The organism is Gammaproteobacteria bacterium, assembly GCA_016716465.1.
In the GTDB taxonomy this organism is placed as follows: Bacteria; Pseudomonadota; Gammaproteobacteria; order SZUA-140; family SZUA-140; genus JADJWH01.
In genome coordinates, this window is the sequence record JADJWH010000004.1 from 1 (window position 1) to 22,989 (window position 22,989).

A 22,989-nucleotide genomic window follows, 5' to 3' on the forward strand; every position below is an offset into this window, starting at 1 on the left:
CAGATCGGGCCCGATGCGACGCGTGCCGAGCAGGTGCGGCTGGTCATAGACATATTCACCCGCCTGCGACAATGGGCCCCAGCGGCGCGTCTCGCCGGTCACCGGCCGGATATACTGCGAATGGCAGTACCAGCAACCCTCGCGGATATAGACACGGCGCCCGCGCCGCTCCGTCGGCGAATAGTCGACCGCGCGCAGCGTAAGACCGGTACCGGCGTCCTTCACGGCCGGGGTATTGGTCGACGGCAGCAGCGAAGGCCAGATCCCCTGGACGAACACCGCCGCGAAGAAATAGGTGATGCCGGGCAGCAGGAACACGCCGCTCGGCGTGCTGAGGATGCGCCTTTCCTCGCCGGCCGGACGGGCCGCCAGCGCCGCGCTGCCGGCAGTCTCCACGAACGGGCCCCCATGGCGCGCGGTCTGGATGAAGTTGACCACCATCAGCACGAAGCCGATGTCCATCGTGGCGCCGGCCAGCGTGCGCGTCACCCACCAGGGCTTCATCTCGACGACGCTGTCGACGAAATTGGCGCCGTATTCCAGCATGCCGCCCTGGACGAAACCCTGCGCGGTCAGGCCCAGCACCATGACGCTGGCGCCGGCCACCGTGAGCCAGAAGTGCCAGCTCGCCATGCGCGCACTCCACAGCCGGCGGCCGGTGACGCGCGGCCAGATGTAGTACATCGACCCCACCACCGCGACCACGAAGGTGCCGAAGACGGTGAAATGGGAGTGGGCAATGACGAAGTCGCTGAAATGGGTCAGTTCCTGCACGCGGCGCAGTGCCTCGGTAGATCCCTGAAAACATCCGACCAGATAGAAGAAGACCCCGAGCAGGAGAAATTTCGCGCCGTAGCTGTCGGCATCGGTGCCGTGCGCGATGGCGCCCCAGCGGCCGAGCACCGTCCCGAACAGATTGGTGACCACCGCCCAGACCGGGATGATCAACAGCATGCTGGTCACGATGGAGAGCGTCTGGTTGTGAAAGGGTATCGGACTGAACAGGTAATGATGCGTGCCGACGAAGGGATACAGCAGCGCGAGGGTCCAGAAGCCGAACTTGGACAGGGCGTGACTGAAGAGCGGGTTCTTGCAGGCCAGCGGGATGAAGTAATACATCAGCGCCAGTCCGGCGGGCGTGATCCACAGACCGACGACGTAGTGGATATACAGACCATGCAGGGCGGCATTGCTGATGCCGGACATCTCCACATAGGGGAGAATGACGTTGCCGAGGACCAGGTTCATCAGGGTCCACACCAGCGCCGCGGTGGTGTACCAGAGCGCGACGTAGAATCCGGCCTGGCGGCGCCGGAACAGCGTGACCAGGACCTGGCTGCCGATGATGGCGAGTACGATCCAGCGCAGGATGTTCCACGGCCACTCGAATTCGTCGGCCTCGAAACCCAGGTTCTGACCGAACAGGAAGGAGACCGTGCCGGTGGCCAGAAACAGCTGCCAGCCCCACAGCGCCCAGCGGCTCAGCGCCATCCCGGCCATCGGCCGGCCGGCCAGGCGCGGCACGAAATAATACAGCAGCCCGAGGAACGGGGTGCTGAAGGCCCCGAAGATCACGCCGTTCACGTGCACCGGGCGCAGCCGTCCGAACGTGAACCAGGGTTCGCTGCCAAGGAACTCGGGGTTATGGAACTTGATGGAGACCAGCAGCCCGACCAGCGGGAACACCGTCAGCCAGGCCAGCCCCCAGTACAGCCAGTGCCTGACCAGATCGGTATCGACCAGCCCTGGGGCTGCCTGCTCCGGATTCGCCATCTGCCTCCGCCTCGCGATATTCGCCGACGACTATTCCCGCATGCCCGCGCCAGTGATCGAGGGCAGGGTACGGCATGGACGGGGCCCGGACATTGATAAATCGCAATCGGGGATCCGGGGGCGCCGGAAAACCTTTCCCGGCGGACGTCATTTCCTTATCCTTGGCCGATGGCCTCCCGGAGCAAATCGACCGCCGCCCGTCACAAACCCCGGCGCTGGACGCGCCTGCCGAAGGACAAGCTGCTCGACCTGCGCATCTGCGACCTCGGCCTGCGCATCGAAGGCTCGTCGCTGGAGCCCCGCATCGAGCAGCTCTACCGGGAACTGGGGCAGCGCGGCTTCGTCTTCCGCCCGCATTTCTGGCTGTCGGACGAGTGGTACTGCCCGGACGGCGTGCCCGGCATCGCGATCCCGTTCTTCCTTTCCCATCCGCGCCTGCGCCGCCTGGAACATGAGGCCCTGATGGAGGTGGAAGGCGGCACGCGCGACTGGTGCATGCGCCTGCTGCGTCATGAGACCGCTCACGCCCTGCTCAATGCCTACCGCCTGCACGAACGGCCCGACTGGAAGCGCCACTTCGGCCGCCCCAACGCCGCCTATCCGGACACCTACCTGCCCAAGCCCTACAGCAAGCGCTTCGTGCACAACCTGCCCAACTGGTACGCCCAGGCGCACCCGCACGAGGACTGGGCCGAGACCTTCGCCGTCTGGCTGCGGCCGAAGTCGGACTGGCGGCGGCGCTACCGCCTGTGGCCGGCCCTGATGAAACTCGAATACGTCGACACCCTGATGCGCGAGATCCGCTCCCGGCGCCCGCTGCTGAGCAACCGCCGCGAGGACCGGCCGACGGGCAGGATACGGACCACCCTGCGTGACTACTATGCCGCCAAGGTCGCGCGCTACGGCTCCGACAGCCCGGAATTCGCCGACCGCGACCTGCTCAAGATGTTCTCCCCCGACCCCGCGCACGCCCGCAACGAAAAGGCCTCACGTTACATCCGCCGCACGCAACGCGAGGTCATCGATGTGGTCGAACGCTGGACGGCGGAGTATAAATACCGCATCAGCAAGGTGCTCAAGGGCATGGAACGTCGCTGCGATGAACTCGACCTGCGCATCGCGCGCGACGAACAGGAACTGAAGATCGACCTGGTGGCCCTGCTCACTTCGGTCGTCCTGCAAAAACTCTACAGTGGCGGATTCCGCATCCATCTATGAAAAATAAAAAACTGCGCGTCATGGTGCTCACGCACTCCGACCTGGTGCCGCCGGACGACCTGACGGACCCGAATGATCCGCGCATGCCCAAATACCGCACCGAGCATGATGTCCACCAGGCGTTGCTCGAACTCGGCCATGAGGCGCGCATCGTCGGCGTGAGCGACGACCTGTCCCCGATCCGCGCCACCATCGACGAATGGGGGCCGCACATCGCCTTCAACCTGCTGGAGGAATTCGCGGGCAACGTGGCGGTGGACTACTACATCGTCAGTTACCTGGAGATGCTGAAGATTCCGTACACCGGCTGCAACCCGCGCGGCCTGCTGCTGTCGCGCGACAAGGCGCTGTCCAAGAAGCTGCTCAGCCACCACCGCATCCTCGTGCCGCAGTTCCGCGCCTTCCGCTGGGGACGGACCATCCCGGCGCGCGAAGCGCGCGCCCTGCCCTATCCGATGCTGGTGAAGGGCCTGCTGGCGCAGGGCTCACACGGCATTTCGCAGGCCTCGATCGTGCATGACGCCGACGAGCTCGTCGCCCGCGTGATCCAGGCGCAGGAAATGACCGGCGGCGACGTCATCGCCGAGCAGTTCATCGAGGGCCGCGAGATCTACGCCACGGTGATCGGCCACAACCGGCTGCAGGTGCTGCCGCTGCGCGAGCTGGTGTTCGGCGACCAGGACGAGGGCGGCCCGCGCATCGCCACCTACAAGGTCAAGTGGGACGAGAAATACCGCGAGCGCCACGGCATCGACTACCAGTTCGTGCGCGCCCTGCCCGCCGGGATGGCCGAAGCGATCCCCAGGCTGTGCAAGCGCATCTACCGCATCCTCGACCTCAGCGGCTACGCGCGCCTCGACCTGCGCCTGAACAAGGAAGGCAAGGTCTACGTGCTCGACGTCAATGCCAACGCCGCCCTCTCCGGCGACGATGACATGGCCCAGTCCGCCGAAAAGGCCGGCATGAGCTATCCCCAGTTCATACAGCGCCTGATCAATCTGGGCCTGAGCGCGTTCAGGAACCGGTGATCAGACATCACACCAAACGAATCGAACTGTAGAGAATCCGGCGGGACGTCTCCGATGTCGAAAGGGCCCATGACATCGGGCCCTGATTCACTTTCCGGAATGGATTACCGCCTTCCGCGTCAGGCTCCCGATACTCAGTCCCTGCGCAAGAATCGAGAACGTCACGACCCCGTAGGTCAGGGCGACGATAAAATCCCGCTCCTGGCCCGACGGCAGCGACAGGGCAAGCGCCACGGAGATGCCTCCGCGCAGGCCGCCCCAGGTCAAGACCTTCCAGGATCCCGGCGGCAGGTCGAACGTCCTGCGCAATTGCCGGACCGGCAGGCCGACGGTCAGCAGGCGGGCGAACAGCGTCACTGCCACGGCGACACCGGTCGCGATCAGCACATTGGCGGAAAACGCGATCAGTATGACCTCCATGCCGATGAGCACGAACAGCACCGCATTGAGGATCTCGTCGATCAGTTCCCAGAACATGTCGAGGTGCTGGCGCGTGGTCTCTGACATCGCCAGCGCCCGGCCGTGGTTGCCGACGATCAGCCCCGCCACGACCATCGCCAGCGGCCCGGACAGATGCAGATGGCTCGCCAGCGCATACCCGCCGGTCACGGTCGCCAGCGTCAGCAACACCTCCACCTGGTAATTGTCGACGCCCTTCATCAACAGAAATGCCACGTATCCGAGGGCGGCGCCGAAGATCAGGCCGCCGACGGCCTCATGCAGCAGCAATTCCAGCCCCTGCCCGAACGTCGGGGCCTCACCGCTCAGCTGCATGGAAAGGATCAGCGAGAAGATCACCACGCCCACGCCATCGTTGAACAGCGATTCCCCGGCGATCACCAGTTCGAGTTCCTTGGGCGCGCCGGAGGTCTTCAGGATCCCCATGACCGCGATGGGATCGGTCGGGGAGATCAGGGCCCCGAACAACAGGCAATGGATCAGGGGCAGCTCGACCCCGACCAGCGGCAGCGCCAGCCACATCCCGGCGCCCACGATGAACGTGGACAACGTCGTTCCGAGGATCGCGAGCATGGCCACCGGCCAGCGATAGGCGCGCAGCTCGCTGAGGTCGATATGCAGGGCCCCGGCGAACAGCAGCAGCGACAGCATGCCCTGCATCAGCAGATCGGTGAAATCGATCGACCGCACCAGCGATTCTTCGTACTCGCGCAGGCTGTGCACGATACCCAGCGCATCGAGCGCGACCAGCGACAGGGAAATGATCAGCGCCGCCGCCATCACGCCGATGGTGGTGGGGATCCTGATAAACCGATGGTTCAGATAGGCCAGCAGCGCGGTGATGACCAGACAAATGGCGGCGATATCGAGCATTGGCACCAGTGTATCAATTACTGGCGGATCGTCCACGCATCATTGAACGCCGGGGCGACCGCCTCGTTCCCGGGCACGGAACGGATTCCTGGTGACGAACGGACCTGCGACCCTGCCGCATTTATGAGCCTGACTCCGCCTGACCCTGACCCAGGCGACAGACCGGACAGAGCCGAATGTCCCTGTCGCGTCGTTCGCCGGGATCCGCTCAAACCTGCGTGTCTTCGTACAAAGCACTTGAGGCGCAAATCCCGTAATTTCCCAGAGGAAACCCGAATTCTTACTGGCATGCTACTTGCGTACGAAGCTGGCCGTGATGCCGCGGGAAAAGTCTTGCGTTCAGGAGGGGATATGGCCGTCCGCGTCGAGGGAAAACTGATCCATGCGCAGGAACACATCCTGCTCTCCGAGGTGATCGGGGCCTTCAGCTACGCGCTCGACCTGACGGAGGGCCAGCCGCCCGGACACTGCCTGCGCTGCTGCTGGATCGGGACCCACATCGGCAAGACGATCGGGCTCGATACCGAACACCTGTGGGATCTCTATTACACCCTGCTGCTGAAGGATGCCGGCTGCAGCAGCAATGCCGCCCGCCTGTGCGAACTCTACGGCTACGACGACCATGCCACCAAGCGCGACTTCAAGGTGGTCGACTCACAGCGACTGGTCGAGATCACCCGTTTCGTGCTGCAGCACACCGCGCTCGGCCGACAGCTCGGCGAGCGCATCCGCCACATCATGCATCTCGCCCGGCACGGAGAACAGCTCGCGACTGAGCTGATCCTCACCCGCTGCGAGCGCGGCGCGGAGATCGCGCAGCAGCTCGGATTCAACGACCGCATCGCGCACGGGATCCGCTGCCTCGACGAGCACTGGAACGGCAAGGGGAAGCCCTTCCACCTCAGCGGCGAGGCGATCCCGCTCTATTCGCGCATCGCCCTGCTCTCGCAGGTGGCCGACGTCTTCCATTCGATCGGCGGACCGCAACGGGCGCTGGCGGAAGTGGCCGGACGCAGCGGCAGCTGGTTCGATCCCGAGATCGTGCGCGCCTTCGAAAGCCTGGGCCGGCACGGCCCGTTCTGGGAAACACTGCGCTCGCCCGATCTGGAACAACGGATCACGGAACTGGAGCCGACCGCGAAGGGCATGATCGTCGACGACGATTATCTCGACGCCATCGCCGCCGGGTTCGGCCGCGTGGTCGACGCCAAGAGCCCCTATACCTACGGGCACAGCACCCGCGTCGCCGAATATGCCAGCCTGATCGCGCAGCACCTGGGACTGTCGCCCGAGCGCCGGCGCTGGCTGCGTCGCGGCGCCTTCCTGCACGACCTCGGAAAACTCGGCGTCAGCAACTCGATTCTCGACAAGCCGTCCGGGCTGACCGCGGAGGAATGGACGGCCGTGAAACGCCACCCGCAACACACCGAGGAGATCCTGATGCGCCTGAGCCCGTTCGCGGAACTGGCGCTGGTTGCCGGCGCCCACCACGAGCGCCTGGACGGCAAGGGCTACCCGCGCGGCCTGCCCGCCGACCAGATCAAGCTCGAGACACGCATCATCACCCTGTGCGACATCTTCGACGCGCTCACCGCCGACCGCCCCTACCGCGGCGCCATCCCGGTGGAAGAATCCATCGACATCATGCAGCGGCAGCGCGGCATCGCCATCGACAACGACTGCCTCGATGCGCTGCTGCACACCGTGCCTGATATTGGGTTACTGAAAAACTGAGACTCCATATTGGCTGTTCGCAGCGCGAACGCGGAGCCGTGGCGATCAGCTGCCAGGGAGACAGTGCCCGACCGCCTCTAATTCCCTACCGGGCGAATCAGAAACGAGGCAAACGGGACACCGCCTCCTTATTCAGGGATCCCTACGGAAAATAGACGGAAACTCCCACCCCAACCGTGTATCCGTTTACGTCTACATCGGTATCAGAATCACTTTCTTCCAGTGAAAGTGTTTCATAGACCAGCGTCGCATCGACAGAAATGTAATCATTGATAAAGTTACTGATCATCCCGCCTACTGCCCAGCCATTCCCGTCGATGGTCACCTCATCGCCAAAGATCGTATCATCTTCCACCGAGGCGATCAGGAACGCGCCGAACAACTTCAAGCTGGCGTTTCTATTCAGGCTGATGTTGTAGGCGGCGACAGGGCCAATCTCATTACTGGTTACTTGAAGCGAGTCGCCACCCGAGGAGAATTCGGTGGTATCGTAATTCCACGTTACCCCGAAACCGAAATTATCGGACACATAATACAGCGCCAGAATATCGAGCGAAGTGCTATCCTGATCAAGATCCTCAAAACCATCTATCTCGATGGTTGATGAAGTCATCGATGCCTGCAAGGAGCCACCGAGTTCTACCGTGCCCTTTTCAAGGTCATGGGCACTGCCGATCGCGGACACCCCTAACAAACCCGCCGAGACGATTAATGCAATACTCTTTTTCATGGCATCCCCCCTTTTTATTATGATCATTGGTACACCCCGCCCCGAGATTCATGCATGCCTTTCAGCGCGATACGGAGAGATCCCGGCGCAATGGCATCATAGCCGAGAGATCAAACGAGGTGGATCACCCGAAACGGTGATGACTGAACCGAATGAGATATCACATTCAGCCGGCAACGAAATGAGTCGGAATGACGTCGGCGAACCAACCGGGCAGATTCTTGAAGCTCTGAATTTGGTGGACCGTCTGCGACTCGAGCGCAAGGTCAAGGAATTAAAAGGCCAAGAAATAATTTGATAAAATCCAATGCGGCCAGACTCTATTAAATTAATCAATCGAGAATGGCCCCATCTCTTGCGCGGATGCTAGGGTGTGGTTTTATAGTTCTGCACCTTAGCAGCCGGGATATTCATGCTCATATCTTTGTCATGAGCCTTATGATATTTTCCGAACGGAATAGCATTTAATGCAATAACATTAATATTTCGCGCAACAGGGACGTAATCCTGGGATGCGGTTTTTATTGCAGTCGCAATGATTGCGCCGAGCAGCCCACCACCATTATTACTATCACCACTTGTATCCACCACCAGCTGATCTTTATAGGCCCAAAGCGTCTCTCCAGACTTGGTAGATTTCAAACTGAATTGAACTCCGACCGTCACGTTCCCACCAACCACGTAATAGTTTGTATCCCATATATCAATAATTACATATAACACTGCATCCGCACCAAAATGTTCAGAAAATCTCTGTGGCGGAATTTCCGATATCTGCTCACCTTCAATTAGACCCTCGTTCCGCAGAAATCGATCTGTTACCTCAATTGGTAATACGTAATATCCCGCGTTTGAGAGCGGTTCATTAATAGTCGACGAATAGAGTATCGGAGCATCAGCAGCTGTGCTGTGATTGATTGCAGGAATGACTAATATGGAAGTTGGCTTTTCACCATACATCCCCGGGAATGCTTCGCCTTTTGTTAATGGTTGAACAGCGCAGCCAGACATCAATAACAAACTGCTAAGCAATAATACGCTGTATAATTTCATTTTCGAGATACCTCAGGATTCTTGCGCCGTCACTTATCAATTACGTGCGCCATTAACGCACTAGACTCCGGATAAGTTTCTCGCTCTAAAAGAAAATATTGGTTAGCCGATTTACTATCCCCACTCTCCATCGCAAAGACACCAAGTTCAGCGTAAATTCCGGGCGGCACTCTCAAATTTAATTGCTTTGATTTTTCCACGATAGATTGCAATTCGGTTTGATGTGCCATTTTTGTGTTGTCATTCGGATTCTTTTTATATTCATAAAGCGTATGCGAGTAATTTCCCCAATAAAGGTTGGATTGACTGACTGTTGCGCAACCAACAATGAATGCAACTGACAATATTGTGATTATTTTTTTCATAGCTCGAGCTCAAATGAGGTCCCAGTAGACACATAAAACTCCCTATGAACAACAACAGTCCCGTTCTTTGTAATTTTTACAGCATGTTTGCCCGTAGAAATTTGGATCTTAGTAGCCTGCTTTCCATTCAAAGAGAAAGATGTTGTATCTTTCCCTAATTCAACGGGAACTCCATTGTCTATTTGGACTATATTGCCGTCAGGATTACCTATTAGTAATAAATAGGCACTATCATTCACTTGAACAGCCTCATTGTAAGACCCACATCCAACTAAAAATAATGGCAACAGAAAGCTCAGCGCTATTAAGTTAATTTTCATGTGATCTCTCACTTTTCCTGAATGATTAGTTGATCAACATTTAATCCCGCCAAACTTCCTGAGGACAAGCTGCAAATTGATACCTCGTTATTATCATTCCCTGCAAAAGACTCAATTTTTATTGTTGCGACCTCCTGACGGGGCAACTCCACTTCCAGACCAGACTGCGGGTTCTTCACCATTCGCCCTCGCTTCATTACCCTTAATGTATCGCCTGACTTAAGTCCTTGGGAAATCCCGCCGGAAATAATTATTTGCCCGTCTTGTTGATCCAGGATATACGCCGCCCAAGGTTTATCGAGGAGATTTTCAACAAGGTTACTAACTAATTTTGAAATGGCAGCAGACAGTGCCTGATCATCAATTTTCGAATCGTATCCTGCAGCCTCACCCACCCCCAATGTTCTGCTAGCTTCCGATAGGGCTTCACCGCTGCCTTCTTGTGAAAAAACTATTTGCCCAGTAGTGACATCGATAAGTCGCACGTTTACTGTCGCATTGGCACGCTGCTTTAAGTTGCGACTGAAAACACCTACTTCACTTACCGAGGTCCGACCAAACTCAGATACTGATCCGATAATAAGATAGTCAGCGCCAACCATCGAAGCACTGATATTCGCAATATCCTGCTCGGCTTTAATTTTGCTTAAATCTTGACGCTCAAACATCAGAAACTTTCCTGTATCGGTTAGACGGGCTGACAAGATATCCATCGCCTGCTTACCAATGCGGTCATTATTCTCATCCAACAAGAAACTATTTCCATGCTTAGTTTCGTTAGAAAAGCGAGCAATAGCTACTTTGCGCTTCAAACCTTTTACAGGTTGCTCAGAAACACTTGGGCTTATTTGTGGCGGGGATGATTCAGGCTTATTGATGACTTGTTTTGTCGCGGTCGCACAACCACTGAGCAACAAAACTATAAAGATAGAAGCGAGCTTATTATTCTTCATCCCCCCTCCTAATACAAAAGTCTTAGACTTTGGTTGATCTTTGAAATATGGTTATTGTCTATAGCCGAGAAAAATAGCACGTGGAATTAGATATTTCTAGAATACTCAAAATTATTCTTATACTTGGACCTAACTGACTTTGTATAGCTTTGGCCCGCAATAGATTATTTTGCTTACCAGGATTATTAATGAGCAGAAATAACCAGGAGGGATAATGAAGATATATATGCAAATTTTGTGTGCGGTTGGATTCCAACTAACCACTATGTCAGCTCTAGCAAGTAATTTTAACTACAACTATTTCCAAATTGGATACACCAATACGGATATTGATCTTGAGGGAGCTAATGTTGATGGAAGCTCGATCTCTTTATCGGGATCATTTGCTGTCAACCAGAAAATAAATGCAGTTGCATCCCTTCAGACAGGAAATTATGACTTCGATTTAGACACTGACTTATTCGGAATTGGACTTGGATTTCATAATTCGCTTTCATCTAGCACTGACCTTGTTTTCGAAGCATTATTATTGGACGCACAAGTCGATACTGAATCACTCGGCCGCTCAGATGATACAGGCTATTCTGCTGAGGCAGGGTTGCGATATTCGACTAATGCAAATGTGGAGTTAAATGCAAGCATAGAAGTAATTGATTTATACGATGACACCGAAAGCATGCTTAGCATTGGCACTCTTATCAAGTTTGATAATGAGCGCTCATTTATTCTTGGTTATAGCAAAGGCGATAACACTCGAAATATCGAGCTAGCTTTCAGGATGGAATTTTAAGAAAATATTTCTTGGGTCAAATATATCAACTCGAGCTGGCTACATAGTGTCTACTAAAAGTACGGCGGTTAATATTAAGCCCTCCTGAATACTTGCCTATTAGTAGTCGCAATATATTCATGCTAGTCATAAGTTCGGATGTCTTCATAAATTTTGCCGAACTTACTTCCCATTACAAACAGGCCAACGGGGTTAGAATCATTTGCCCGTGGACGTGCATGCCACATCACTTTAAATAGGTATTTAATCGGCGATCAGCACAATTGTGCTACATATCTACAGCCACGTTAACGAACTGTGGCAGATGCGACCTAACTCATTGATATTGGTGGGCCGTCTGCGACTCGAACGCAGGACCAACGGATTAAAAGTCCGCTGCTCTACCGACTGAGCTAACGGCCCAATGGGGTAATCTGACTTGCCTGGATTGTGCGGGCCGGGCGGATCGTGTCCGCGGTTCCGGCGGGATGGGGTATTTTAGCCGCAAACCGCGGCCCGCGCCAAGCCGAAATCGGCCCGAGATCCCCGGATATCACGCATAGCGCGTCGGGTCCGGGACGCCGGCGGCGCGGAACCCCTCGGCGCGCAGGCGGCAGGAGTCGCAGCGCCCGCAGGCGCGGCCGTGCGGATCGGCCTGGTAGCAGGAGACCGTGAGCGCGTAGTCCACGCCGAGGCGCAGGCCTGCGCGGATGATGTCGGCCTTGCCCAGCGCGATCAGCGGGGCGTGGATCTGGAACCGCCCGCCTTCGACGCTGGCCCGGGTCGCGAGGTTCGCCGTCCGCTCGAAGGCCGCGATGAACTCGGGCCGGCAGTCGGGATAGCCGGAGTAGTCCACGGCGTTGACGCCGATGAAGATGTCGCGCGCACCAAGCACCTCGGCCCAGGCCAGCGCGAGCGAGAGGAACACCGTGTTGCGCGCGGGCACGTAGGTGACCGGAATGCCGGCGCTCGGCGCCTCCGGCACCGCGATGGTCTTGTCGGTGAGCGCGGAGCCGCCAAGCTCGCCCAGTCCGGACAGGCTCATGACGCGCAGTTCGACCGCGCCGAGCGCGTCGGCAACCTGCGCCGCGGCGATGGTCTCGGCGCCGTGGCGCTGGCCATAGGAGAAGCTCAGCGCGTGACAGGCGAAACCCTGTTCGCGCGCCAGCGCGAGCAGGGTCGCGGAATCGAGTCCGCCGGAGAGCAGCACGACGGCGCGCCTGCGGCCGGCGGTCGCGGACACGCTCACCGCCCCCGCGCCTCGCCCCACAGGATCTTGTGGAGCTGCACCTGCAGCCGCGCCGGCACGCCGTCGGCGAGCATCCATTCGGCAAGCTGCGCCGGATCCACTCGACTCCACACCGGAGACAGCAGCAGCTCGCAGCGTTCGACGAGGCCGTGGGTCGCGATCATCTGTTTCGTCCAGTCGTAGTCGGCGCGGTCGCAGATGACGAACTTGATCTGGTCGCGCGGCGTCAGATGGGCGAGATTCTCGAGCCGGTTCTTCGCCGCCTCGCCCGAGCCCGGCGTCTTCAGGTCCAGCACCTTCACCACGCGCGGATCGACCGCGGCGACATCGAGCGCGCCGCTGGTTTCGAGCGAGACCTCGTAGCCCGCATCGCACAGCGCGCCCAGCAGCGGAAGGCACGCCTTCTGCGCCAGCGGTTCACCGCCGGTCACGGTGACGTGACGCGCCGGATGCCGGCGCACCTCGGCCAGCACGGCCTCGATCGACATCGACTCGCCGCCGGTGAAGGCGTAGGCGGTGTCGCAGTAGTCACAGCGCAGCGGACAACCGGTCAGGCGCACGAACACCGTCGGCCACCCGATCGAGCGCGACTCGCCCTGGATCGAGAAGAAGATCTCGGTAATGCGCAACTGGGGTGACGGGTCTTTCATGCGGCGGCGGAAACGCGTTGGGATGGCGCTAGTTTAACACCTGCTGAAAACCAGGACTAAGGACTGAGGATTCAGGACCAAGTGAAAGAAATAAAATTTCCTGAACCGATATACGTGAGATGAGGGGGTATCTGAAAAAACAGCGAAAACAACTACACGCATGCATCCAAGGTTTTGACTCAGCCCTTAGTCCTGAGCCCTAAGTCCTGCTTTTATCGCTTCATCCTCTGCAGCCGGTTCTGGGCGAGCTGGGCGGCGGTGCTGTTGGGATATTTGGTGATGATGGACTTCAGGGTCGCGCTGGCCTGGTCGGCCTGGCCGAGCTCGTACTGGCTGTAGCCGAGCTTGAGCATGGCGTCCGGCACCTTGTTGCTGTCGGGGTAGAGCTTGAGCACCTTGTCGAATTCGGCGACCGCCTCCGGGTAGCGCTTCATGACATAGTTGGCCTCGCCGAGCCAGTACTGCGCGTTGGAAATGTACTGGCTCTCGGGGTAGCGGGTGAGGAAATCCTGCAGGGCCGCGATGGATTCCTGGTTGCGGCCGGCGCGCAGCGCATCGACGGCCTGCTGATAGGCGGCCTGGTCTCCGCTGTCGGCGGAGGACGGCGCCGCGGTGTCGGGCGGCGGCAGCGCGGAGGTCTGCATGCCCGCGAGTTGCGTCTCGAGCTGGCGCAGACGGCGGTCGAAGTCGAGATAGATCTCGCGCTGACGCTGCTCCACGCCTTGCGTGTTGTGGCTCTGTTCCTCGATGGTGCCGCGCAGCTCCTGCACCTGCTGCGTCAGGGCGTCGAGCCGGGTGTACATATCGACGAGGGTCTGGTTGTCGAGCTGGCGTTCGAGGCGCGCGACGCGTTCGTCCAGGGACTGCGGACGCTGTGCGGGCCCGGCGCCTGCCGGGCCCTGCACGGGCAATGATGACGACGATGGCGAAACAGGCTGGGATTCAACGATGGGCGGCAAGGCGGAGGCCGCGTGCACGGCTCCCGCCGTCAGCAGCACCGCCGTCGCCATCCAGGCCGAGTGATCCCTGCCCATTCCGCGAGCGCCTTAACGATAGACGATTTCGACGCGGCGATTCTGGGCCCAGGACTGCTCGTCATGGCCCATCGCGACCGGGCGCTCCTCGCCGTAGCTCACCGTCTCGACCTGGCCGCCGCTCGCACCCTGCAGCATCAGCACGTTCTTGACGGCATTGGCGCGGCGCTCGCCGAGACCGATGTTGTACTCGCGCGAACCGCGCTCGTCGGCATGACCCTCGAGGGTGACGCTGACGTTGGCGTTCTGGCTCAGGTAGGTCGCGTGCGCCTGCACGATGTCGCGGAACTCGGGCCGGATGTCCGACTTGTCGAAATCGAAGTAGATGACGCGCTTCGACAGCAGGCTGTTCGGATCGTCGAGGGGATTCATCGCCATGCCGCCCGAGGTGCCCGCGCCCATGCTCTGGGCGCCGTCGCCCGAGGTCATCGGCTGAGTCATCGCGCCGCCGTCCGACGTCGTGGCCTGCTCATCCGGCGTCGAGGCGCAGCCGGCGAGCAAGGCGATAGGAAGTACTGCAACACTCAACTTGGTAAAAAATTTCATGATGGTCTCCTTAGTGTCTTTTCTTATACCCGATGTTCAATTTTTCAAAACGCCCATTATTCACCGTACATATGGTGACCAGGCGGGTTCGCGTGCCTGTCCCTCCTGCAATACCAGCCTCTGGCGCACGCGGCCATCGACGGACACTGCGGATAAGAATCCTCTGTCCCTGTCCTTGGTCGCATAGATGACCATGCTACCATTGGGTGCAAAACTTGGCGACTCGTCGAGCTGCGAATTCGTCAGCACCTGCATGTTCCCGGTTGCGAGTTCGATCGTCGCGATGTTGAACTGGTTGCCCGTGCCGTGCACGAACGCCAGGTACTTCCCGTTGGGCGACAGCACCGGCCGGGAATTGTACTTGCCCTCGAAGGTCAGCCGGGTGGTCTCGCCCGAGCCGATCGCCACGCGATAGATCTGCGGACCGCCACCCCGGTCGGAGGTGAACACGATCGCCGCGCCGTCCGGGGTCCAGACCGGCTCGGTGTCGATCGCGAAGTTGTTGGTCAGCCGGCGCAGCTGCTTGGAGGCCAGATCCAGGATGTAGATCTCGGGGTTGCCTTCCTTGGACAGGACGAGCGCCAATTTTCTGCCGTCCGGCGACCACGAGGGGGCGTTGTTCAAGCCCTTGGCGTAGGACACAATTTCGCGCCGGCCGGTGTTGATGTCCTGCACGTACACCGCCGCGGCCCCGGTCTCGAACGAGACGTAGGCCAGGCGGTTGCCGTCCGGCGACCACGAGGGCGACATCATCGGGTGGGCGGATTTCAGGATCGGGCGCGCGTTGAAGCCGTCCGAATCCGCGACCTGCAGCGAGTACTTGCGCTTGCCGCCCTCCATGACCTCCGAGATGAAGGCGATGCGGGTGGCGAAGGCCCCCGGCTCGCCGATCAGGGATTCGTAGATCATGTCGGCGATCTGGTGCGCGGTCCAGCGCAGCCGGGCGCGGTCGGATTGCACGGTGTAGCCGGCGCGCTGCGTCTGCTTGACCACGTCGAGGAGTTGGAACTGCACCATGTACCCGTCGGCCTGCGGCATCACCTTGCCGACCACGAGATGGTCCACGTTGACCATGCGCCAGTCGCGGTAGTTGACCTGGGAGGCCTCGTTCGGGCGCGACAACATGTCCTTGACCGCCAGCGGGGAAAACCGCCCGCTGCGCTGCAGGTCGGCCGAGATGACGCCGGCGATGTCGACCGGCAGGGCCTCCTGCCCGCTCCAGGAGAACGGGACCACGGCGATGGGCATCGCCCCGGCGGCGCCCTGGGTGATCTCGATGGTCAGCACCGCCTGCGCGTTCGCGGCGCAGGAAAGGCAGGCGAGAAAGATGAGTGTCCTGAACGATAGCGGCATGATTATCCCTGCGGATTGAAGACAAACTCCAGTTCACGGAAGCGGTCGAACAGCGGGTCGCTGGCCGAGGGCACCGGCAGTGGCGAAGCCTTGCGCACGGCCGCCTCGACCGATCTGTCGAACAGCTCGTCGCCGCTGCCCGCCACGATCTTCACGTCGATCACGTCGCCGCCGGGGATCAGGCTGACCCGCACCCGGCAACGCTTGCCTTCCCATTGGACCGGTTTGATCCAGTTGCGCTCGACCTTCTGCTTGATGATCACGACGTACTTGTCCACTTCACTCTGTTCGCGCGCGGCGCGTTCCCGCGCGGCGGCGGCCTGGCGCGCGGCCTCCTCGGCCCGTTTCGCGTCCGCGGCCTTGCGGGCCGCCTCGGCCGCCTTGCGCGCATCCTCCGCCTTGCGGGCCTCCTCCGCCCGGCGCGCGTCTTCCGCCTTGCGCGTGGCCTCGGCCTGCTGTTTCGCCGCCTCCGCCTGTTTCTTCGCCTCGGCGGCCTGTTTCTCGGCGGCCTCGGCCTCCTTGCGCACCGCCTCCTGTTGCTTCTTCAACTGGGCCAGTTGCTGCTCCTCACGCTTGCGCGCCTCCTCGGCCTTGCGCAACTGGTCGCGCTTGCGCGCCTCCTCAGCCTTTTTCTGCGCCTCGGCCTGCTTGAGCTTCTCGAGCTCCTGCTGGACCTTGGTCTCGTCGATGGCGACGGCCTCGATCACGTCGACCTCCGGCGCGGGCGCGCCGACCGGCGTCGGCGCCCACTCGAAGCTCATCACCAGCACGGTGACAAAGACGACATGGACCAGCACGGCGTAGATCAGATAACGCGGCTGGGCGGACAGCTCCCGCAGCCATTCCCCGAGACCGGACCCGATCTCCGCCAGCAGGTTCATGCGCTTCATCGGGCTATCGCCGCTTCGCCTCCGGCGATTCGGTCACCAGACCGACGCTCGGCGCCCCCGCCTTCTGCAGCAGGGTCATGACGCCGACCACCGAGCCGTAGTCGGCCTTGCTGTCGCCGCGCACCATGACCGGAGTCGTGGGCTTGTTGCGCAGCACCGCCGCGGTGCGCTGCACCAGCGTGTCGGCGTCGATCGGCTTGTCCTCGGCACCGCCGACGTTGAGATAGATGCGGCCCTGGGCATCGACGGTGGCGACCAGCGGCTCCGGCTGCTCGCTCTTCATCGGTTTGGCCGCGGCCTTCGGCAGCTCGACCTGGACGCCCTGGGTCAGCAGCGGGGCCGTGATCATGAAGATCACCAGCAGCACCAGCATCACGTCGATGTAGGGCACCACGTTGATCTCGGACATCGGGCGCCGATGCGTGCGTCGCAGCATATCAGCCCGCCTCCTCCACGACGGCGGCGGAGGCTGCGCCACCACCGAGGGTGCTCGGGGTCTGGCGCTGCAGGATGGCGGAGAATTCCTCGAGGAAGTTGTCGTAGCGGTTGACCAGCCGCTCGACCTCGTTGACGTAGCGGTTATAGGCGATCACCGCGGGGATGGCGGCGAACAGGCCCATGGCGGTGGCGATCAGCGCCTCCGCAATGCCGGGCGCGACCATCGCCAGCGTGGCCTGGCTCACGTTGCCGAGCGCGCGGAAGGAATTCATGATGCCCCAGACCGTGCCGAACAGGCCGATGAAGGGGCTGATCGAGCCGACCGTGGCCAGGAACGGCAGGTGCATCTCGAGCTTGTCCGCCTCGCGGTTGAGCGCCACGCGCATGGACCGGCGCGTGCCGTCCAGCACCTCGCCCGCGCTCGCGCCCTTTTTCTTCAGGTTGTGCAGATAGCTGGTGAAGCCGATGTTGAAGAGCTGCTCGGCGCCCTGGATCACCTGCTTGCGGGCGGAGATCTTCTGATGCAGCTCGGTGATATCGCCGCCCGACCAGAAGCGGTCCTCGAACTGGTCCATGGACAGGCGCGCCGTCTTCAGCTCGCGCCACTTGCGAAAGATCAGCGTCCAGGACGCGATCGACGCCAGCAGCAGGAGCAGCATGATCATCTGCACCAGGAAGCTGGCGTTGGTCACCAGATGCAACAGCGATAAATCAACCTTCACGTATCGTCTCCGCCAACAAATAATCCGGGATCCGGCGCGGCCGCAGGGTCTCTGCGTCCACGCACACGATCCGCACCCGGGCCGTGCACAACTCCCCGTCCCCGCCGCCCTCCACCGCCGTCGCCGCCGGCACGCTGTCCGCCCGCACCACGCGCTGGGCGAAGTCGAGGCTCGCCGCGCGGCGCGCGCTCACCGCGGCGCCGACATAAAGCTGCTCGTTGAATCGGGCTGGACGCAGGTAATCGATCGTGAGCGAACGCACGGCGAAGATGAGGCCCGCGTCCTTCGCTAGGACATCCTGTTCGACGCCGAGGTTCCGCAACCACTCGGTCCGCGCCCGCTCCAGATATCTGAGGTAATTGGCGTAATACACCACGCCGCCGCTGTCGGTATCCTCGTAATACACCCGCACCGGCCAGTAGAACATGTGCGAACGCGCCGAGGTCACCGGGCCACAAAGTCGGAGATATTAGAGGAAATCGTGGGGCGTGTCATGATGAATGGCACGCATTTTCGGCAGATACACCGGAAAAAAGCGGGTTTTGCGTCATTGCGCCCCGAACAGGTCCGGCGCCGGCTCGGACGCCGCCGACCGGGCCGGCGGGGTCAGGCCGAGATACAGGTAGGTGCCGCGCATCACCATGCGGCCGCGCGCGGTGCGCATCATATAGCCCTCCTGGATCAGGAACGGCTCGATCACATCCTCGATGGTACCGCGCTCCTCGCCGATCGCGGCCGCCAGGCTATCGACGCCGACCGGGCCGCCGTCGAATTTCTCGATGATGGTCAGCAGCAGGCGGCGATCCATGGCGTCGAGGCCGCCGCTGTCGACGTCCAGCATCCGCAGGGCCTGGTCGGCCACCGCGCCGGTGATACGGCCGTCCTGGCGCACCTCGGCGAAGTCGCGCACCCGGCGCAGCAGGCGGTTGGCAATGCGCGGGGTGCCGCGCGAGCGGCGCGCGATCTCGCCCGCCCCCGCGGCGTCGACCGGTACGCCGAGAATCCCCGCCGCACGCGTGACGATGGCGGCGAGCTGCTCCACCGTATAGAACTCCAGCCGCTGCACGATGCCGAAGCGGTCGCGCAGCGGCGAGGTCAGCAGGCCGGCGCGGGTGGTCGCCCCGACCAGCGTGAAGGGCGGCAGGTCGAGCTTGATGGAGCGCGCCGCCGGGCCCTCGCCGATCATGATGTCGAGCTGATAGTCCTCCATCGCCGGATAGAGCACCTCCTCGATCACCGGGCTCAGGCGGTGGATCTCGTCGATGAACAAGACATCCCGCGGCTCCAGGTTGGTCAGCAGCGCGGCGAGGTCGCCGGCGCGCTCCAGCACCGGCCCCGAGGTGTGGCGCAGGTTCACGCCCATCTCGTTGGCGATGATGTGGGCCAGCGTGGTCTTGCCGAGGCCGGGCGGGCCGAAGATCAGCGTGTGGTCGAGGGCCTCGTTGCGGGCGCCGGCGGCGCGGATGAAGATCTCCATCTGCTCGCGCACGGCGCTTTGCCCGACGTAGTCGGCGAGGCGGGACGGACGCACGGCGCGGTCGACCACGTCCTCGCCGCGGAAGCCCTGCGCCATGACGATGCGGTCGGTCTCGATCATCGCCTACCTCGCCGCCGACTGCAGCGCGGAGCGGATGATCTCCTCGCTGTTCTTGCCCGCCACGTCGATCGCGCGCACCATGCGGCTCGCCTCGTGCGGCTTGTAGCCCAGCGCGGCCAGCGCGCTCACCGCGTCATGCACCGGGTCGGCCGGCGCGCCGGGCAGGCGCGCGACGGCGGCCAGCGGCGTCGACTCCGGCGCATCGTCCTTCAGGCGGTCGCGCATCTCGACGATCAGGCGCTCGGCCGACTTCTTGCCGATGCCCGGCACCCGGGTCAGCGCCGCGGCGTCGTTGTCGTGGATGCAGCGCGCGAATTCCCCCACCGGCATGGCGGACAGCACGTTCATCGCCATGCGCGCGCCGACGCCGTTGACCTTGATCAGTTCACGGAACAGCGCGCGTTCGCCGAGATCGGCGAAGCCGTACAGCAGGTGGGCGTCGTCGCGCACGATCAGGTGAGTATAGACCACGCACTCGGCGCCGAGCGCGGGCAGGTCGTCGAAGGTGCTCATGGTGGCCTCGACCTCGTAGCCGACGCCGTTCACGTCGAGCAGCAGGAACGGGACCTGGCGCTGGACCAGCGTGCCGCGCAACCGCCCGATCACAGGCGCTGCTCCCGCGCCAGCGCGCCGGCGCGGGCGATGCGGGCGAGCGTCGCGCCGGTATGGCAGTGGCACAGCGCGCAGGCGAGCGCGTCGGCGGCGTCGGCCTGCGGCGCCGCCGGCAGGTTGAGCAGCGCGCGCACCATGTGCTGGATCTGGGCCTTGGCGGCGTTGCCCTTGCCGGCGACGGCGAGCTTGATCTGCGCCGGGGTGTAGGCATGCACCGACAAGCCGTGAAGGGCGAGCGCGGTGATGGCGGCGCCGCGCGCCTGGCCGAGCTTGAGGGCGGATTCGACGTTGTGCTTGACGAAGACGTTCTCGATCACCGCCTCGTCGGGCCGGTGCTCGGCGATCACCGCGCGCAGGCCCTCGAAGATGGTGCGCAGGCGCTGCGCCAGGTCGGGATCCTCGCTGCGCACGCAGCCGCTCGCGATGTACGCGGGCTTGCGGCCGCCGGTCTCGATTACGCCGAAACCGGTCACGCGGGAGCCGGGATCTATGCCGAGTATGCGTGCCATAAAATTGAGAGTCACTCCGGCAGGAAACAGGCCGGAACTGGGTGCAGTGTAACGATTTTTCCGCCGCTTGTAACTCGCCGCCTGCATCTGTGCAGGCCGGGGACAGATTTGAAATCTGTCCCCTAGAGGGGTGTGGGGACAGACTTAAGTCTGTCCCCTATCTGAGGGCCTCAAACCGCCCGCTCTCAAGAAAGGCGCACACCTGCCGCGCGGCCGCGGCGGAATGGAGCAGCCCCAGGTGCGTGGCGTGGACGGTGGTGAAATCCGTCATCCCGTCGAGGCGGGTCTCGCCGACCTCCACCGTGCCGTCATGGGGCGGCGTCAGGCGGGTCACCCACCGCCCGATGCCGAATTCGCGCGTCCCGGCGATGACGCCGAGCTCGCGCGACCCGTCCCAGGACGGCAGGCCACCGAGCAGGCCCTGCTCCACGCTCGCTCCGAGGGTCCAGCGCAACGCCGGCCGACGGGCGACGGCGGCCGCGGCCCGGCTGCCCGCGTGCGGCGTGCCCAGGGTGATGACGCGGCCGGGCCGCTGGTCCGGGAAATCGTGCAGCAGCCACCGCACCACCAGCCCGCCGAGGCTGTGCGCGACGAAATGCACCGTGTCGGCCTCGACGCCGGCGAGCCAGCGCTGCAGGCGCGCCGCGTTCTCGCGCGGCGGGAGACGCACGCCCGGATAGGAGAACTGCCGCACCGGGAAACCGCAGATGCGCACGCGGCGGCGCAGCAGCGCCATGTCGACGCCGGTCATCCAGATGCCGTGGAGGAAGACGACCATCATCCATCATGAAATGAGACGGGGACAGACTTAAGTCTGTCCCCGAACTCGCATGCCAGCGGAGAAGGGGACAGATTTGAAATCTGTCCCCTTATTTAATGTCCAGCATCCGCTCCAGCGCCAGCCGCGCCTCGGCGGCCTCGTCGGGCGGCACGGTGATGCGGTTGATGACGCGGCCCTCGACCAGCGCTTCCAGCGCCGCGCACAGGTGGGGCGGATCGATGCGGAACATGGTCGAGCACATGCAGATGGTGGGCGACATGAAGTGCACCGACTTGCCCTCGTGGCGGTGGCGCTCGTGCAGGCGCTGCACCATGTTCAGCTCGGTGCCGACCAGCCAGCGCGTGCCCGGCGCGGAGTCGGCGATGGTCCGGATGATGTATTCGGTGGAACCGACGAACTCCGACTTCTGGCACACCTCGTAGGAGCACTCCGGGTGCGAGATCACGCGGGTGTCGGGATACTGGGCGAGGAAACGGTCGATGTGCTCGGGGCGGAACATCTGGTGCACCGAACAGAAACCCTTCCACAGGATGATGCGCGCGTTCCGGATCTGCTCCGGCGTCAGGCCGCCGAGCGGCAGGCTGAAGTCCCAGGTCACCATCTGCTCGAGCGGGATGCCCATGCGGTGGCCCGTGTTGCGGCCGAGGTGCTGGTCGGGGAAGAACAGTACCTTTTCGCGCCGCGCGAACGACCACTCGAGGATGCGCGCGGCGTTCGAGGAGGTGCAGACGATGCCGCCGTGGCGGCCGCAGAAGGCCTTGAGGTCGGCGGCGGAGTTGATGTAGGTCACCGGGGTCACGGTCTCGTCGGGCGCGAGCACCGTCGCCAGTTCGCGCCAGGCGCGTTCGACCTTGGCGAGGTTGGCCATGTCGGCCATCGAGCAGCCGGCGCTGAGGTCGGGCAGGATCACCTGCTGGTCCGGACGGGTCAGGATGTCGGCCACCTCGGCCATGAAGTGGACGCCGCAGAACACGATGTATTCGGCGCGCGAGTCGGCGGCCTGGCGCGACAGCTTGAGCGAATCGCCCGTCACGTCGGCGTGGCGGTACACCTCCTCGCGCTGGTAATGGTGCCCGAGGATCAGCAGGCGCTCGCCCAACGCCGCCTTGGCGGCACGGATGCGGGCATCCCATTCCTCGTCGGTTACGTCGGGTGCGGCCGGGACGGCGGCGGCATTGGCGGTCATGACATTAGATCCTCACCTGGTCGTTCAATATCGCGGGACAGATCGGTCCGCCATCGAATCGTAGCCCGGATGAAGGCGCCACGCGCCGCACTCCGGGGGGAGTTCCCGGATGCCGCTGCGCTCCATCCGGGCTACCTGTCTATAAGG

26 protein-coding genes and 1 tRNA gene are annotated in these 22,989 nt (G+C 61.8%); 5 read left to right on the plus strand and 22 right to left on the minus strand.

Annotation, left to right across the window (positions count from 1 at the left end):
- Positions 1-1,773, minus strand: a 1,773-nt coding sequence (locus IPM20_07720; GenBank protein MBK9131502.1) for a cbb3-type cytochrome c oxidase subunit I, incomplete at its 3' end; no start/stop codon positions are given.
- Positions 1,774-1,941: 168 nt separating this feature from the next.
- Here IPM20_07720 and IPM20_07725 point away from each other — a divergent pair.
- The gene (locus tag IPM20_07725; GenBank protein ID MBK9131503.1) at positions 1,942-2,991 is read left to right on the plus strand and encodes a putative zinc-binding metallopeptidase; all 1,050 of its coding nucleotides are present in this window, start codon (positions 1,942-1,944) and stop codon (positions 2,989-2,991) included.
- Positions 2,988-4,019, plus strand: a complete 1,032-nt coding sequence (locus IPM20_07730) for an ATP-grasp domain-containing protein (GenBank protein MBK9131504.1) — start codon at positions 2,988-2,990, stop codon at positions 4,017-4,019. Before IPM20_07725 ends, IPM20_07730 begins: the two co-directional genes overlap by 4 nt.
- Positions 4,020-4,106: 87 nt before the next feature.
- Here IPM20_07730 and IPM20_07735 read toward each other — a convergent pair whose 3' ends face one another.
- Complete coding sequence (locus IPM20_07735; protein MBK9131505.1) at positions 4,107-5,351, minus strand: sodium:proton antiporter; 1,245 nt, start codon at positions 5,349-5,351, stop codon at positions 4,107-4,109.
- 351 nt (positions 5,352-5,702) lie between these two features.
- On the opposite strand from IPM20_07735, the gene IPM20_07740 reads away from it, so the two are divergent.
- Positions 5,703-7,085, plus strand: a complete 1,383-nt coding sequence (locus tag IPM20_07740) for an HD domain-containing protein (GenBank protein MBK9131506.1) — start codon at positions 5,703-5,705, stop codon at positions 7,083-7,085.
- A 142-nt stretch (positions 7,086-7,227) separates the two neighbouring features.
- Here IPM20_07740 and IPM20_07745 read toward each other — a convergent pair whose 3' ends face one another.
- Entirely contained in the window at positions 7,228-7,815 is a 588-nt protein-coding gene (locus IPM20_07745; protein MBK9131507.1) for an outer membrane beta-barrel protein, read from the minus strand.
- A 139-nt stretch (positions 7,816-7,954) separates the two neighbouring features.
- On the opposite strand from IPM20_07745, the gene IPM20_07750 reads away from it, so the two are divergent.
- A complete protein-coding gene (locus tag IPM20_07750; GenBank protein ID MBK9131508.1) occupies positions 7,955-8,113 on the plus strand; it encodes a hypothetical protein in 159 nt (52 codons plus the stop codon).
- 68 nt (positions 8,114-8,181) lie between these two features.
- On the opposite strand, the gene IPM20_07755 is transcribed toward IPM20_07750, so the two are convergent.
- Genes IPM20_07755 through IPM20_07770 form a run of 4 tightly spaced genes read right to left on the minus strand, consistent with a single transcriptional unit; the run spans position 8,182 to position 10,506 of the window.
- Positions 8,182-8,868: a DUF799 family lipoprotein gene (locus tag IPM20_07755; protein ID MBK9131509.1), complete on the minus strand. Its 687-nt coding sequence runs from the start codon at positions 8,866-8,868 to the stop codon at positions 8,182-8,184.
- A gap of 29 nt (positions 8,869-8,897) precedes the next feature.
- Positions 8,898-9,233 (minus strand): DUF4810 domain-containing protein, encoded by a 336-nt coding sequence (locus IPM20_07760; GenBank protein ID MBK9131510.1) that lies wholly within the window; start codon positions 9,231-9,233, stop codon positions 8,898-8,900.
- On the minus strand, positions 9,230-9,553 hold the full coding sequence (locus IPM20_07765; GenBank protein MBK9131511.1) for a hypothetical protein: 324 nt from the start codon (positions 9,551-9,553) through the stop codon (positions 9,230-9,232). The genes IPM20_07760 and IPM20_07765 overlap by 4 nt, the downstream gene beginning before the upstream one ends.
- A gap of 8 nt (positions 9,554-9,561) precedes the next feature.
- Positions 9,562-10,506 carry a curli production assembly protein CsgG gene (locus IPM20_07770; GenBank protein MBK9131512.1) on the minus strand — a complete coding sequence of 315 codons (945 nt, stop codon included), beginning with the start codon at positions 10,504-10,506 and terminating at the stop codon, positions 9,562-9,564.
- A gap of 214 nt (positions 10,507-10,720) precedes the next feature.
- Here IPM20_07770 and IPM20_07775 point away from each other — a divergent pair, with 214 nt between their 5' ends.
- Entirely contained in the window at positions 10,721-11,296 is a 576-nt protein-coding gene (locus IPM20_07775; GenBank protein ID MBK9131513.1) for a hypothetical protein, read from the plus strand.
- Between the two features lie 326 nt (positions 11,297-11,622).
- Here IPM20_07775 and IPM20_07780 read toward each other — a convergent pair.
- The 15 genes from IPM20_07780 to nadA form a co-directional block, all read right to left on the minus strand.
- Positions 11,623-11,698, minus strand: a tRNA-Lys gene (locus IPM20_07780).
- Between the two features lie 130 nt (positions 11,699-11,828).
- Complete coding sequence (gene queC / locus IPM20_07785; GenBank protein MBK9131514.1) at positions 11,829-12,602, minus strand: 7-cyano-7-deazaguanine synthase QueC; 774 nt, start codon at positions 12,600-12,602, stop codon at positions 11,829-11,831.
- Positions 12,521-13,174: a 7-carboxy-7-deazaguanine synthase QueE gene (gene queE / locus IPM20_07790; protein MBK9131515.1), complete on the minus strand. Its 654-nt coding sequence runs from the start codon at positions 13,172-13,174 to the stop codon at positions 12,521-12,523. Before queE ends, queC begins: the two co-directional genes overlap by 82 nt.
- 212 nt (positions 13,175-13,386) lie before the next feature.
- Positions 13,387-14,208 (minus strand): tol-pal system protein YbgF, encoded by an 822-nt coding sequence (ybgF, locus tag IPM20_07795; GenBank protein MBK9131516.1) that lies wholly within the window; start codon positions 14,206-14,208, stop codon positions 13,387-13,389.
- 12 nt (positions 14,209-14,220) lie between these two features.
- Positions 14,221-14,754, minus strand: coding sequence for a peptidoglycan-associated lipoprotein Pal (pal, locus tag IPM20_07800; GenBank protein MBK9131517.1), 534 nt, complete (start codon positions 14,752-14,754; stop codon positions 14,221-14,223).
- Positions 14,755-14,814: 60 nt separating this feature from the next.
- The gene (tolB, locus tag IPM20_07805; GenBank protein MBK9131518.1) at positions 14,815-16,107 is read right to left on the minus strand and encodes a Tol-Pal system beta propeller repeat protein TolB; all 1,293 of its coding nucleotides are present in this window, start codon (positions 16,105-16,107) and stop codon (positions 14,815-14,817) included.
- A 2-nt stretch (positions 16,108-16,109) separates the two neighbouring features.
- Positions 16,110-16,997, minus strand: coding sequence for a cell envelope integrity protein TolA (gene tolA, locus IPM20_07810; protein ID MBK9131519.1), 888 nt, complete (start codon positions 16,995-16,997; stop codon positions 16,110-16,112).
- A 4-nt stretch (positions 16,998-17,001) separates the two neighbouring features.
- The gene (tolR, locus tag IPM20_07815) at positions 17,002-17,433 is read right to left on the minus strand and encodes a protein TolR (protein MBK9131520.1); all 432 of its coding nucleotides are present in this window, start codon (positions 17,431-17,433) and stop codon (positions 17,002-17,004) included.
- Between the two features lies 1 nt (position 17,434).
- Positions 17,435-18,157, minus strand: coding sequence for a protein TolQ (gene tolQ, locus IPM20_07820; GenBank protein ID MBK9131521.1), 723 nt, complete (start codon positions 18,155-18,157; stop codon positions 17,435-17,437).
- The gene (gene ybgC / locus IPM20_07825; GenBank protein MBK9131522.1) at positions 18,147-18,584 is read right to left on the minus strand and encodes a tol-pal system-associated acyl-CoA thioesterase; all 438 of its coding nucleotides are present in this window, start codon (positions 18,582-18,584) and stop codon (positions 18,147-18,149) included. Before ybgC ends, tolQ begins: the two co-directional genes overlap by 11 nt.
- 120 nt (positions 18,585-18,704) lie before the next feature.
- Positions 18,705-19,754 (minus strand): Holliday junction branch migration DNA helicase RuvB, encoded by a 1,050-nt coding sequence (ruvB, locus tag IPM20_07830; GenBank protein MBK9131523.1) that lies wholly within the window; start codon positions 19,752-19,754, stop codon positions 18,705-18,707.
- Between the two features lie 3 nt (positions 19,755-19,757).
- Positions 19,758-20,360, minus strand: a complete 603-nt coding sequence (ruvA, locus tag IPM20_07835) for a Holliday junction branch migration protein RuvA (protein MBK9131524.1) — start codon at positions 20,358-20,360, stop codon at positions 19,758-19,760.
- Positions 20,357-20,875 (minus strand): crossover junction endodeoxyribonuclease RuvC, encoded by a 519-nt coding sequence (gene ruvC, locus IPM20_07840; GenBank protein ID MBK9131525.1) that lies wholly within the window; start codon positions 20,873-20,875, stop codon positions 20,357-20,359. Before ruvC ends, ruvA begins: the two co-directional genes overlap by 4 nt.
- A 157-nt stretch (positions 20,876-21,032) precedes the next feature.
- The gene (locus tag IPM20_07845; protein ID MBK9131526.1) at positions 21,033-21,656 is read right to left on the minus strand and encodes an alpha/beta hydrolase; all 624 of its coding nucleotides are present in this window, start codon (positions 21,654-21,656) and stop codon (positions 21,033-21,035) included.
- Positions 21,657-21,744: 88 nt separating this feature from the next.
- On the minus strand, positions 21,745-22,842 hold the full coding sequence (gene nadA / locus IPM20_07850) for a quinolinate synthase NadA (protein MBK9131527.1): 1,098 nt from the start codon (positions 22,840-22,842) through the stop codon (positions 21,745-21,747).
- Positions 22,843-22,989 lie beyond the last annotated feature (147 nt).